We start from the raw sequence: 12,264 nt of genomic DNA, 5'->3' as shown, positions 1-12,264 counted from the left end.
GCGATCGCCGTCGACCTCGACGGTCCCGACGCCGACGGCACGCTCTACGTGCACGGCTCGGTGGCCGCGCGGTGGCTGACCCGCTCGGAGCGGCGGACCGTGTGCGTCACGGCGACGCTGCTCGACGGTCTGGTCGTCGCGCGGTCCGGCTTCCACCACTCGATGAACTACCGCTCCGCCGTGGTCGTGGGCGAGGCGCGGATCGTCGAGGACCCGCAGGAGAAGGCGCACGCGCTCGACCTCACCGTCGACCACGTCGTGCCCGGCCGCTCGGCCACACTGCGCCCGCCCACCCGCAAGGAGGTGGCCGCGACCGCCGTGCTGGCGATCCCGCTGCGCGAGGCGTCGGTGAAGGTGCGCGCCGGCGACCCGGTGGACGACGACACCGACGTCGAGGCCGGGGCGTGGGCGGGCGTCGTGCCCCTCTCGACCGTCGCGTCGAGCCCGGTCTCGGCGGCGGACTCCCACGACGAGGTACCGGCCGACGTCGTGAGCCGAGCGGCGCAGCTGGGTGCCTGAGCGCGCCAGCGGTCGCGCGAGGCACGGTTTTCTCAGGCGAGCACGGCTTGCTCTCCGTGCTTACCTGAGGAAACCGTGCCCGGCGGAGATTCCCAGGTCGACCTGGGAATCTCCGCTGCGGGTCAGAGGTCGCTGGAGACGTCCCAGATGTTGACGCCCTCGACCGTGCCGGCGAGCTCGTCGATGCGGGCGAGCTCCTCGTCGCTGAAGTCGGTCTGGCCGGCGGCGGCGAGGTTCTCGTCGAGCTGCTCGGTGGACGACGCGCCGATGAGGGCCGACGTGACACCGCCCGGCCGCAGCACCCACGAGATCGCGAGCTGGGCGAGGCTCTGGCCGCGCCCCTCGGCGACCTCGTTCAGCCCGCGCAGCCGCTCCACCAGGTCGGGCGTCACGACGTCGTCGGTGAAGGAGCCGCGGTCGCCCGAGCGCTTCGCCGGCTCGTCGCCCAGGTACTTCGACGTCAGCAGTCCCTGCGCCAGCGGCGTGAACCCGATCGAGCCCATGCCGTGCTCGTCGAGCACCGTCAACAGGCTCTGCCCGCCTGCCGCCCCCGCCTCGGCACCCCCGCCCTCCTCGATCCAGCGGTTCACGATCGAGTACGACGGCTGGTGGATGACGAGTGGCGTGCCGAGGTCCTTCGCCACCGCCACGGCCTCGGCCGTCCGCTCCGGCGAGTACGAGGAGATGCCGACGTAGAGGGCCTTGCCCTGACGCACGGCGGTGTCGAGCGCGCCGATCGTCTCGGCCACCGGCGTGCCGGGGTCGGTGCGGTGGGAGTAGAAGATGTCGACGTAGTCGACGCTCATCCGCTCCAGCGACGCCTCGAGGCTGCTCAGCAGGTACTTGCGCGAGCCGAGCTTGCCGTACGGGCCCGGCCACATGTCCCAGCCGGCCTTGCTCGAGAGCACCAGCTCGTCGCGGTAGGGCTTGAAGTCGGTGCGCATCATCCGCCCGAAGTTCTCCTCCGCCGAACCGTACGGCGGGCCGTAGTTGTTGGCGAGGTCGAAGTGCGTGACACCGCGGTCGAACGCGTGCCGCAGGATCTCGCGCTGCGTCGCGAAGGGCCGGTCGTCGCCGAAGTTCCACCACAGGCCCAGCGAGACCGGCGGCAGCAGCAGCCCGCTGTCGCCCACCCGCCGGTAGTCCAGGTGCTGGTAGCGGTCCTCGGCCGCGACGTACGGACGATGGGTCTCGGGCACGGCGTCGGCCCAGTAGCGCTCCTCGGTCATGGCCCCGACGCTAGCGACCAGGACCGACGACGGCGAGCCGGCCGGACGTCGAGGTGGCACCCTCGGTCCATGGCCTTCCCCGTGACGATGGCGGTGCTCGCCGCGCTCGGGCTCGTGCTGAACCTCTCGGCACCTCGGCGGACCGCCCGGCAGGTCTCGTCCTGGGATCAGGACCAGCTCGACCGGGGGCTCCTCTCCATGCTCGACACCCGTCATCGATCAGCCTGGGCGATCGCCGCGTTCTCGGCCACGGCCGCCGTGTCGGAGACGGTGCTCGGTCGATGGTCTGCCATCGCCTGGGCCTGCGTGGCGGTCCTGAACGTCCTCTCGGTGCTCGCCCACCGCCGCACCGGTCCTCGGATGCGACACGTGCTTCTCGAGGCCGGGGCGCGGAGCCCGGCTCGACGTGCGGCTGAGGTCGAACGACGGCGGCAGACTGGTCGACTCCTCGACGCCGGAGCCGTCGCCGCCACGTCGGGTGCCTGCCTCGTCCTCGCCGTGCGGCACCAGGACGCCGGCCCGGTCGCCCACGTCCTCCCAGCGTAGGGATGATGACGTTCCTCGTCGGTCTCGGTCTGCTCACCGCAGCCGTCGTGCTCCCCGGACTCCACCGCGAGGACCGCTGACCCCAGCCGACCATCGGGCAGCCGCCACGGGGGCCACCACGACGCATGCTGCCCCCTCCGGTGCTGGTGGTCACGGCTCTTGTCGGCATGCTCGTCCTGGCCGTCGCCGTCTGGCGGACCCTTCGTGGTCTCGCCGCACCACGGGACGCGTGATGGAACACGCTCCATCCTGACGTGACGAAACGCCCGCGAACCGTCACCCTAGGGGCATGCGAACGGTCGTCGGCGTGGTGCTCGGGGCGTGTGCACTCGGCATCGTCACGGCTGCGGCGCTCGGCACGGCACCGTTCCTCGTCACGCCGACACCGTGGGTGGTCGGGCTGATCGGGGTCGCGATGCTGGCCGTCGTCGCCCAACCGGCGGCGGCACCGTCGGCCCGGCGGGTCGCGAAGGTCCTCACCGTGGTCGGCTCCGTCGGCGCGGTCGTCGCCTGGGCCGCCTACCTGCGCGGGTTCAGCGACGAGAACGGGGTGCGGGGCTGGCCCGACGCACTCGACTCGATGGTCGACCTCGGCTCCTCGACCGCGGCGCTCGCACTCGCCGCGCTGCTGGTGGTCGCCGGCTCGGCCACGGCCCGACGGCAGCCGCCCGGGATCGACGACGGGACGCCCGTCAGCGCAGACGCGTGATCTCCACGCTCACGAACAGCTCCGACGCACCCGGCGTCGAGTAGATGCCACGCAGCGGCGGGCAGTCGCCGTAGCCCCGACCCCGCGCCACGAGCACGTGCCGGTCGCCCGGCACGACCGCGTTCGTCGGGTCGAACCCGCGCCAGTCGCCGTCCCAGTACTCCACCCACGCGTGCGACTCGCCCTCGACGGTCTCGCCGACCACCGGCTCGGCCGACGGGTGCAGGTAGCCCGACACGTACCGGGCCGGGATCCCCGCACGACGCAGCGCGCCGAGCGTCGCGTGCGCGACGTCCTGGCACACCCCCGCGCCGGCCTCCCACGCCTCCGCCGCCGTCGTCGACACCTGCGTGACGCCCGGCAGGTAGCGCAGGTGGTCGTGGACCAGGCCGAACACGCCCACCGCGTACTCGCCCGGGGTGTCCGACGACGCCCGCAGCGTGTCGAGCTGCGCCCCGAGGTCGTCGTGCGGACGCACCCACGAGTCGAGCACGAGGAACTCGCACCACTCGTCGCTCACCGCGGCGAGGTCGGACCACCCCACCGGTGCGACGTCGACCGCGTGCGGCGTGCTCTCGACCGTCGACGTCGCGACGACCGTCAGCGCGTCGTGCGGCTCGTGCACCTCGAACGCCGTGACGACCGTGCCCCAGTAGTCGCGGTACTCCTGCGACCACGCCGTCGGTGACACCTCGACCCGCGACCGCAGGACCACCTGGTCCGACGTCGTCAACGGCGTCATCCGCGCCTCGTTGTACGACGCCGCCGCACCCTCGGCGTACGTGAAGCCGGTCGTGTGCCGCACCCGCAGCTGCATGGGTCGCGGCGACCCGCTCTGCCACTGCGACGCCGAGCCCTGGCCCTGCACCTGTCCCTGCATGCTCACAGCGAGACCCCTCCCGTCCACGCGTGCGTGTCCGAGTGCGAGAAGTAGCGCGCGCCGACCGCCTCGCTCGCGGCCGCGCACGTGCGCTGCAGCCGCTCCATCTCGATCGGCATCGCCTCGACGATCTCCGCCAGCGGCCGGTACTCCAGCTCGGTGCGCGCCCGACCCAGCAGCCGCTGCGCCTCGTCGCCGAAGCCTGCACGCTGTCCGCGCGCCTCCAGACGGCTCAGGGCCCGCTCGGCCTCCATCAGCGCCGAGACCACTGACCGCGGGAACCACCGGTCCAGCAGCAGGAACTCCGCCGCCTGACGGTCACCCTCCAGACCCCGGTACGCACGGATGAACGCCTCGTACGCACCGCACGCCCGCAGCGTCGTCGGCCAGGCCACCTGGGTGTCCGACGCCAGCGCCGCCGTCGACAGCAGCCGCGCCGTCATGTCGACGCGCTCGATGCTGCGTCCCAGCACGAAGAAGTTCCAGCCCTCGTCGCGCGGCATCGTCCCGTCGGCGATGCCGTTGACCATCGCCGTCCGGTTGCGGACCCACGCGAACATGTCCGGCGGGCGCTTCGTCCGCGCCGACGGCAGACCGCGCCACATCGTGTTGATCGACGCCCAGATGTCGGTCGACAACGTCTCCCGTGCGCCCCGCGCACCCTCGCGTGCGGCCGTGATCGCCGACGCGATCGACCCGGGCGAGTCGACGTTGTGCGCCAGCAGGTCGAGGATCGTCCACCGGTTGACCGCACCCGTGTGACCCTCCACCCCCATGACCGACAGGAGCTGCTGGCACGACGCCGCCTCGTCGATCGCCGGGTCCTCCACCAGCACCTGCAGCTGGACGTCGAGGATCCGCGCAGTATCGTCCGCGCGCTCGAGGTAGCGGCCGATCCAGAACAACGACTCCGCGATCCGGCTCAGCATCAGAGGTCGCCCCCGTCCTCGTTCAGCACCGACGGCGCAGCCGCTCGCATGCTCTTGGCCTTCTCCGGACCGTCGGCCTCCTCGTCGACCGCGTCCTTGGGGTCCGCGGGCGTCGACGGGTCGGCCAGCACCCAGGTGTCCTTCGAGCCGCCGCCGCGGGAGGAGTTCACGATCAGCTCGCCCTCCGGCAGGGCGACCCGCGTCAGGCCGCCCGGCAGCACGTAGACGTCGTCGCCGTCGTTCACCGCGAACGGCCGCAGGTCGACGTGCCGCGGCCGGATGCCCTGCTCCACGAGCGTCGGCACCGTCGACAGGGAGATCACCGGCTGCGCGATCCACGCGCGCGGGTCGGCGTGGATCTTGACCCGCAGCTCGTCGAGCTCCTCGCGCGACGCCGCAGGACCGATGACGATGCCCTTGCCGCCCGACCCGTCGACCGGCTTGAGGACGAGCTCGTCCAGACGGTCGAGCACCTCCTCGCGCTGGTCGGCGTCGCCGAGGCGCCAGGTGTCGACGTTGCGCAGCACCGGCTCCTCGCCGAGGTAGTAGCGGATCAGGTCGGGCACGTAGGTGTAGATGAGCTTGTCGTCGGCCACCCCGTTGCCGACCGCGTTCGCGATGGTCACGTTGCCGGCGCGGGCCGCGTTGACCAGGCCCGGAACGCCCAGCACCGACTCCGGGTAGAACTGCATGGGATCGAGGAACTCGTCGTCGATGCGCCGGTAGATCACGTGCACCGGCTCGAGCCCGCGCGTCGTGCGCATCGAGACCCGGCCCTGCTGGCACACCAGGTCGCGGCCCTCGACGAGCTCGACGCCCATCGTGCGGGCGAGCAGCGTGTGCTCGAAGTAGGCGGAGTTGTAGACGCCGGGCGTCAGCACCACGACGTTCGGGTCGCTCACGCCCGACGGCGCCGCGGCACGCAGCGCCGCGAGCAGGTTGCGCGAGTACTGCTGCACCGGACGGATGCGGTGGTCGGCGAACACCTCCGGCAGCGCCGCGGACATCGCCGGCCGGTTCGTCATGACGTAGGAGACGCCCGACGGGACGCGGCAGTTGTCCTCCAGGACCCGGAAGTCGCCCTGGCCGTCACGGATCAGGTCGATGCCCGAGATGTGCACCCGCACCCCGTTCGGCGGCTCGATCCCGGCGACGACGCGGTGGTAGTGCGGCGACGTCAGCACCGTCTCGCGGGGCACGACCCCGTCGGTGAACACCTCGCCCGGTCCGTACACGTCGGCCAGGAACGCCTCGAGCGCCTTCACCCGCTGACGCACGCCGGTGTCGACGTCGGTCCAGTCCCGCGCCTCGATGATGCGGGGCACGATGTCGAGCGGGAAGGGCCGCTCCTCGCCGCCGACGCCGAACGTGACGCCCTGGTCGAGGTAGGCCGACGCGAGCGACTCCGCGCGGGCCCGGATCTCGTCGTTGCCCATCCGGGTGAACGCCGCGTGCACCTGCGCGTACTCCGAGCGCAGCGTCGAGTCGTCGAACATCTCGTCGAACCCGGCCACAGGTCCGTAGCCGTCGAAGAGGTGCGCGTCGCTCACGGGGGCCACCCTAGGGAGGAGAGGTGTCGATCATGTTTCGTGACCTGTCTAGCGGAGACCCGGTCGGCCTGCACCCCAGAAGCACCCGGCCGGTTGGCCGCGGACCGCGCTTCCTCCTAGGGTCGAGCCATGAGCGGCGACGGGGAGCGGACGGAGCAGGGCGACGGGTCCAAGCCCGGGATCAAGGACCGGATCGCAGGCTGGCACCCCGTGCTCGCCCACGTCATCCGCACCCTCGACCACTACGGCGCGCACCGCGGCAACCTCGCCGCCGGCGGCGCCACCTACTTCGGCTTCCTCAGCTTCTTCCCCCTCCTGGCCGTCTCCTTCGCCGTCGTGGGGCAGCTGTCGGAGATCTACCCCGACGCCCAGCAGGACTTCGTCGACGCCCTCAGCGGGGTGCTTCCCGGCATCGTGTCCGTCGACCCGCAGCCCGGTCGCATCGCGCTGACGGAGATCGCCTCCAACGCGCCGGCCATCTACACGGTGGGTCTGCTCACGGCGCTCTACGCCGGACTCAACTGGGTCAGCGGGCTGCGCGACGGGCTCAACCAGATGCTCGAGCTGCCCACGTCGGAGACCGGCAACATCGTGAAGGCGAAGGGCACCGACCTGGTCACGCTCGTGGTGCTGGGCTTCATCCTGCTCCTCTCGGTGTCCGTCGGCGGCCTGCCCGTCGCGCTCGGCACCTTCCTGCTCGACCTCGTCGGACTGCCCGGGCCGGTCGGCACCGTGTTGCTGACGCTGCTGTCGGTGGTCGTCGGCCTGGCCGTCAGCACCGTGCTGTTCTGGGCGATCTTCCGCCTGCTGCCGAAGCCCGACCTGCCCGAGCACGCGCTGTGGCGCGGCGCCAGCTCGGTGCCGGTCGCGTCGCTCGCCATCGCCCTGACGCTGGTGGTCTGGATCTACTTCTTCTCCCGGCTCGTCATGTACGGCATCTCCTGGGCGTGCACCGACGAGTCGACCTTGGCCGAGCTCGCCGAGCTGGAGGACGCCGACGACGAGGCGCAGGCCGTCCGTGACGACGACGACGACCTCGACGAGGAGCCGGTCGACGTCGGGTACGTGCGCCCGCTCGTCGTGGGCCTGGGGCTCGGGACGCTGCTCGGCGCCGTGCTGGGCCGCTCCACCCGCGACGACTGACGGCTCCTAGGCTGCTGCCATGAGCAGCCACGGCTCGCAGCCCCGCCCCTCGGCCCGCACGATGTCGGCCGAGGAGACCCGTGCGCTACAGGTCGTGCGCCGCCGGACGACCGCCATCTGCTTCTTCGTCGTCGCGATCCACGGCGTCATCGGGCTGGTCGTCGTGGCCGACGTCATCGCCCGCCAGGGCCGGCAGAGCGGGGCCGTCGTGCTGGTCGTCATGTCGGCGTTCCTCGCCATCGGCATCAGCGTCGCCGTGCGCGCGATCCTGGCCGCCCGGCCGGTCTTCTCGTGGCCGTGGGTCCTGGTCTCGCTCGTGCCGTCGGCCGCCGGTCTCGTGTGGGTGCTCTGACCTTCACCGGCACGACACACGCGCTTCACCCCCCGATGTCGGGCGTGGCGGATACTCTGGCCGTGGAAAGGGTCCGCCCATGGCCGAGCACGTCCTGGTCCTGAACGCCAGCTACGAGCCGCTGCAACGCGTGTCCCTGCGGCACGCCATCAAGATGCTCGTGCGCGAGGTGGCGGTCATCGAGGAGGAGGCCGAGGGCACCTTCGGCCCGTTCCCCAAGCCCAAGGTCCTGCGGCTCGTCCGCTACGTCGTCACCCGCTGGCGGCACCGGCGCGGGCACCTGTGCACGAAGTCGGCGGTCAAGGCCCGCGACCGTATGTGCGCCTACTGCGGCGGACGCGCCGAGACCGTCGACCACGTGCTGCCGCGCAGCCGCGGCGGTGCGCTCACCTGGGAGAACGCCGTCGCCGCGTGCCTGCGGTGCAACCACCGCAAGGCCGACCGCACCCCTGCCGAGGCCGGCATGACCCTGCTCATCACCCCGGCCGCTCCGCCGCCCGGGTTCCTCGTCGGCTGATCCGCTCGCGGTCCGGGCGCCGTGGGGTCCGTCGGCCTACGATGGACCGCACACGGAAGAGGTGACGATGACCGAGCGGCGGGCCCTGGGCGCCGGTGACGTGCTCGACGGTCGCTACGTGCTGCAGGACCTCGTCACGGAGAAGCTCGGGTCGTCCACCTGGCGCGCGCACGACCGTGTGCTCGCGCGCAACGTCGGCATCGAGATGGTCCCCAGCGACGACCCGCGCGCCGACAACTTCCTCGAGGCCGCCCGACAGTCCACGTCGGTCACCGATCCACGGTTCCTGCGCGTGCTCGACCTCGTCGAGGCCGACCACGACCACCACGTCATCGTGCGGGAGTGGGCGCGGGCATTCCCGCTCGACCAGCTGCTGCGCCAGTCGCCGCTGCCCAACCGACGCGCCGCGACCGTGGTCGCGGAGGTCGCTGAAGCCCTCGCGCACGCGCACGAGAAGAACCTGTTCCACCGTCGCCTCACCCCGCACCACGTCCTCCTCAAGCAGACCGGGGCGGTGCGCATCGTCGGCCTCGGCGTCGCCACCGCCCTGGCACCGGCCGGCCACCAGGACACCTTCGAGGACCTCCGGGCGTACGAGCAGATGGACGTCGAGGCCCTGGGCAAGCTGTTGTACGCGTGCCTCGTGGCCCGCTGGCCCGGGGTCGGCGTCGATGGCCTGCGTGCCGCGCCGGCCGAGGGCGGCAAGCTGCTGCGCCCCCGGCAGGTGCGCGCGGGCGTCTCCCGCGACGTCGACGCCGTCGTCGACCGGGTCCTCGGGCGCCCACCGCTGAACCACCGCACCCCGCTGCGCACGGCCGCCGACATCGGTCGCGCGCTGCGGCTCACGGGCGAGGACGAGGCCGACGTCGACGACCCGAGCCCGCTGCACATCTCCTCGCCCGACCTGCTGCGCCTCGACCCCGTGATCGTGCCGGAGGGGCCCCCGCCCGGTCTGGAGCCGCCCCGGCGACGTCCGAAGGCCTTCGAACCGGCCCCGCCGACCACGTTCGAGCGGAGCGTGCACCGCGCCAGGCGTGCCACCGCGGGCGGCGACCGCAAGCTGGTCCTCGCCGGCGTGGCACTCACGCTCGCCGTCGTCGGGCTGCTCGCCTTCGCCGTCGGACGGTTCACCGGCGAGGACCGCCGACCGCCGACCGCGACCGTCGCCACTGAGGAGGCGCCGGCCCGCACCCTGCGGATCGCGTCGGTGCGCGACCTCGACCCGCAGGGCCAGGACGGCCAGGAGAACCCCGAGGACGTGGGGCTCGCCGTCGACGGCAACCCCGAGACGGGCTGGCGCACCAGCACCTACTACCGCCGCGCCGACCTCGGTGGCCTGAAGGACGGCGTGGGGCTCGTGGTCGACCTGGGCGGCCCGCGCGAGGTCGACTCGATGCGGATCCTGCTCGGCGGCGCCGGCACCGCGCTCACGGTCTACGCGACGAGCCCCGGCGGGGAGGTGCCGGGCAGCCTGCGCGACCTGCGGCGCATCGCGACCCTCGACGACGCCGGCACCGACGTCACCGTCACGTTCCCGGCGAACACCATCACCCGTCGGGTCGTGGTGTGGCTGACGGCGCTGCCCCAGGTGGGTCCCGGCGAGTTCCAGGGCGACGTCCGCGAGATCAGCCTCAAGGGTCGACGGTGACGATCCTGCCCCCGTCGCTCCGGTCGGGCAGCGGAATGATCCCCACCTAGACTGCGTTGAGCAGAGCAAGACCGTCTACGAGAAGGCACCCATGAGCACTGAGTCGTCCGCCAATGACGTCCGCAACCTGATCATCATCGGCTCCGGCCCGTCGGGCTACACCGCAGCCGTGTACGCGGCCCGCGCGAACCTCGCCCCGCTCGTCTTCGAGGGCTCGGTCACCGCCGGCGGCGCGCTGATGAACACGACCGAGGTCGAGAACTTCCCCGGCTTCCCCGAGGGCATCATGGGCCCGGCGCTGATGGACAACTTCCGCGCGCAGGCCGAGCGCTTCGGCGCCGAGCTGATCGCCGACGACGTCACGTCGGTCGACCTCACGGGCGAGGTCAAGTCGGTCTCGCTCGCCGACGGCACCACCTACCGTGCGCACGCTGTCGTCCTGGCCATGGGCTCGGGCTACCGCAAGCTCGGCGTCGCCCGTGAGGACGAGCTGTCGGGCCACGGCGTCAGCTGGTGCGCCACGTGCGACGGCTTCTTCTTCCGCGAGCAGAACATCGTGGTCGTGGGCGGCGGCGACTCCGCCGTCGAGGAGGCCACGTTCCTCACCCGCTTCGCTTCGAAGGTCACGCTCGTGCACCGCCGCGACGAGCTGCGCGCCTCCAAGATCATGCAGGACCGCGCGATCGCCAACGAGAAGATCGAGTTCGCCTGGAACTCCGAGGTCGCCGAGCTGCACGGCGAGGGTCGTCTGGAGAAGGTCACGCTGCGCGACACCGTCACGGGCGAGACCCGCGACGTCGACGCGACCGGCCTGTTCATCGCGATCGGCCACGACCCGCGCTCGGAGCTGCTCACGGGGCAGGTCGACCTCGACGACGAGGGCTACGTGCTGGTCCAGCAGGGCAGCACGGCCACGAACCTGTCCGGCGTCTTCGCCGCCGGCGACCTGGTCGACCACACCTACCGCCAGGCGATCACCGCGGCGGGCACCGGGTGTGCTGCGGCCCTCGACGCCGAGCGCTTCCTCGCCGACCGCGAGCAGGCCGGTCAGCCCGCACCCGACGTCGCCATGGCCCAGTGGGCCGAGTGACCCCGATCCCCACGACCCCCATCCGCTGAAGGAGAACCCCATGCCCGAGATCACTCCCGTCACCGACGCCGACTTCGCCGAGAAGGTGCTGCAGGCCGACGGCCCCGTGCTCGTCGACTTCTGGGCCAGCTGGTGCGGCCCGTGCCGTCAGCTCGCGCCGATCCTCGAGGAGATCGCGTCCGAGAAGGGTGAGGCGCTCACCATCGTCAAGATGGATGCGGACGCGAACCCGAAGACGCCGAGCGACTACCGCGTCACCGGCCTGCCCACCATGAACCTGTACTACAAGGGCGAGGTCGTGAAGTCGATCGTCGGCGTCCGCCCCAAGTCCGCCATCCTCAACGAGCTCTCGGAGTATGCCTGAACCCGAAGGCGCCTAGCGCCTGAGCGGTTCAGGCAGGTCGAGTGGTGCGCGCCGTAGGCGCCCCTCTGTATCGAGACCTGGTAAGCGTCGAAGCCCCGGTGCGTCGCACCGGGGCTTCGTCGTACCTGACCGCGGCACGCTTGCAGATTCAGTCGTCAAAACGACTTATCGCTTTGTCGACATGTCGATCACTGGTTCCGCGGCGGGTCCATCAGACCCACGATCCGCTCCAAGTCATCGATCGTCGCGAACTCGACGGTGATCTTGCCCTTGGCCTTGCCGAGGTCGACCTTCACGCGGGTGTCGTAGCGCTCGGAGAGCCGGGCGGCGAGGTCGGCCAGGCGGGGGGCGGAGACCGTGCGGCCGGGGGTGCGTGACCGCGAGGAGACTGCGGATGGCGACCTGCCGATCGGCGGCCCCGCCAGCTTCGACGGGATCGACCTGGCCGAATGGGTCGCGATCGGCCGGGCTGCGGGACAGGAGGCCGGTGAAACGCCTTACCAAATGCTGGCAGTGGACAGCATAGTGAAAGCGGTGGGCGACGGGCGGGTCGGCATGCGCCAGCTCGATGACGCGGTGCGCAAGGTACTCGGCGCGAAATACGATCTGGGTCTGTTCCGCGCCGATCTGCGCGATATCGCCCCTGCCACCGATTGGTCGGCGGATCACGCGCGAACGGTCGCGCTGGACACTGCGCGCCACGCAATCGTCCTGCTGCGCAACGATCCCGCGCTGCTGCCGCTCGATATCGCGTCGGGCGAAATTCTCGTTGTCGGGCATGCCGCAAC

13 protein-coding genes and 1 pseudogene are annotated in these 12,264 nt (G+C 71.7%); 10 read left to right on the top strand and 4 right to left on the bottom strand.

Annotated features, from left to right (window positions below; translation table 11 throughout):
• Positions 1 to 519, top strand: a 519-nt coding sequence (locus tag A6Q79_RS04495; RefSeq protein WP_317696633.1) for a pyridoxamine 5'-phosphate oxidase family protein, incomplete at its 5' end; no start/stop codon positions are given.
• A gap of 122 nt (positions 520 to 641) precedes the next feature.
• Here A6Q79_RS04495 and A6Q79_RS04490 read toward each other — a convergent pair.
• Positions 642 to 1,748 (bottom strand): aldo/keto reductase, encoded by a 1,107-nt coding sequence (locus A6Q79_RS04490; RefSeq protein ID WP_289016739.1) that lies wholly within the window; start codon positions 1,746 to 1,748, stop codon positions 642 to 644.
• 69 nt (positions 1,749 to 1,817) lie between these two features.
• On the opposite strand from A6Q79_RS04490, the gene A6Q79_RS04485 reads away from it, so the two are divergent.
• Positions 1,818 to 2,294, top strand: coding sequence for a hypothetical protein (locus A6Q79_RS04485; RefSeq protein ID WP_289016740.1), 477 nt, complete (start codon positions 1,818 to 1,820; stop codon positions 2,292 to 2,294).
• A 289-nt stretch (positions 2,295 to 2,583) separates the two neighbouring features.
• Complete coding sequence (locus tag A6Q79_RS04480; RefSeq protein ID WP_289016741.1) at positions 2,584 to 3,003, top strand: hypothetical protein; 420 nt, start codon at positions 2,584 to 2,586, stop codon at positions 3,001 to 3,003.
• Here A6Q79_RS04480 and A6Q79_RS04475 read toward each other — a convergent pair.
• From A6Q79_RS04475 to A6Q79_RS04465, 3 genes are read right to left on the bottom strand one after another with little or no spacing between them, the layout of a single operon-like run.
• A complete protein-coding gene (locus tag A6Q79_RS04475) occupies positions 2,987 to 3,883 on the bottom strand; it encodes a transglutaminase family protein (protein ID WP_289016746.1) in 897 nt (298 codons plus the stop codon). The two genes, A6Q79_RS04480 and A6Q79_RS04475, sit on opposite strands and share 17 nt — an antisense overlap.
• Before the next feature lie 2 nt (positions 3,884 to 3,885).
• Positions 3,886 to 4,812 (bottom strand): alpha-E domain-containing protein, encoded by a 927-nt coding sequence (locus tag A6Q79_RS04470; RefSeq protein WP_067861095.1) that lies wholly within the window; start codon positions 4,810 to 4,812, stop codon positions 3,886 to 3,888.
• On the bottom strand, positions 4,812 to 6,362 hold the full coding sequence (locus A6Q79_RS04465) for a circularly permuted type 2 ATP-grasp protein (RefSeq protein WP_289016742.1): 1,551 nt from the start codon (positions 6,360 to 6,362) through the stop codon (positions 4,812 to 4,814). Before A6Q79_RS04465 ends, A6Q79_RS04470 begins: the two co-directional genes overlap by 1 nt.
• 129 nt (positions 6,363 to 6,491) lie before the next feature.
• Between A6Q79_RS04465 and A6Q79_RS04460 the strand changes: the two genes are divergently transcribed.
• The 7 genes and pseudogenes from A6Q79_RS04460 to A6Q79_RS04430 form a co-directional block, all read left to right on the top strand.
• Positions 6,492 to 7,505 (top strand): YihY/virulence factor BrkB family protein, encoded by a 1,014-nt coding sequence (locus A6Q79_RS04460; protein WP_317696621.1) that lies wholly within the window; start codon positions 6,492 to 6,494, stop codon positions 7,503 to 7,505.
• A gap of 19 nt (positions 7,506 to 7,524) precedes the next feature.
• Positions 7,525 to 7,857, top strand: a complete 333-nt coding sequence (locus tag A6Q79_RS04455; RefSeq protein WP_067861099.1) for a hypothetical protein — start codon at positions 7,525 to 7,527, stop codon at positions 7,855 to 7,857.
• Positions 7,858 to 7,936: 79 nt separating this feature from the next.
• The gene (locus A6Q79_RS04450) at positions 7,937 to 8,374 is read left to right on the top strand and encodes an HNH endonuclease (RefSeq protein ID WP_067861101.1); all 438 of its coding nucleotides are present in this window, start codon (positions 7,937 to 7,939) and stop codon (positions 8,372 to 8,374) included.
• A 67-nt stretch (positions 8,375 to 8,441) separates the two neighbouring features.
• Positions 8,442 to 10,022: a protein kinase family protein gene (locus A6Q79_RS04445; protein WP_289016743.1), complete on the top strand. Its 1,581-nt coding sequence runs from the start codon at positions 8,442 to 8,444 to the stop codon at positions 10,020 to 10,022.
• A gap of 91 nt (positions 10,023 to 10,113) precedes the next feature.
• Complete coding sequence (trxB, locus tag A6Q79_RS04440) at positions 10,114 to 11,112, top strand: thioredoxin-disulfide reductase (protein WP_067861105.1); 999 nt, start codon at positions 10,114 to 10,116, stop codon at positions 11,110 to 11,112.
• 40 nt (positions 11,113 to 11,152) lie between these two features.
• Complete coding sequence (gene trxA, locus A6Q79_RS04435) at positions 11,153 to 11,476, top strand: thioredoxin (protein ID WP_067861107.1); 324 nt, start codon at positions 11,153 to 11,155, stop codon at positions 11,474 to 11,476.
• A 369-nt stretch (positions 11,477 to 11,845) separates the two neighbouring features.
• Positions 11,846 to 12,264, top strand: a pseudogene (locus A6Q79_RS04430) (hypothetical protein); the annotation flags it as partial.

It is taken from the genome of Aeromicrobium sp. REDSEA-S32_B7 (assembly GCF_001626145.1).
GTDB classification, from domain to species: Bacteria; Actinomycetota; Actinomycetes; order Propionibacteriales; family Nocardioidaceae; genus Aeromicrobium; species Aeromicrobium erythreum.
The sequence above is the reverse complement of the archived record's forward strand: the minus strand, read 5'-3'. Positions and strand labels throughout refer to the sequence as shown.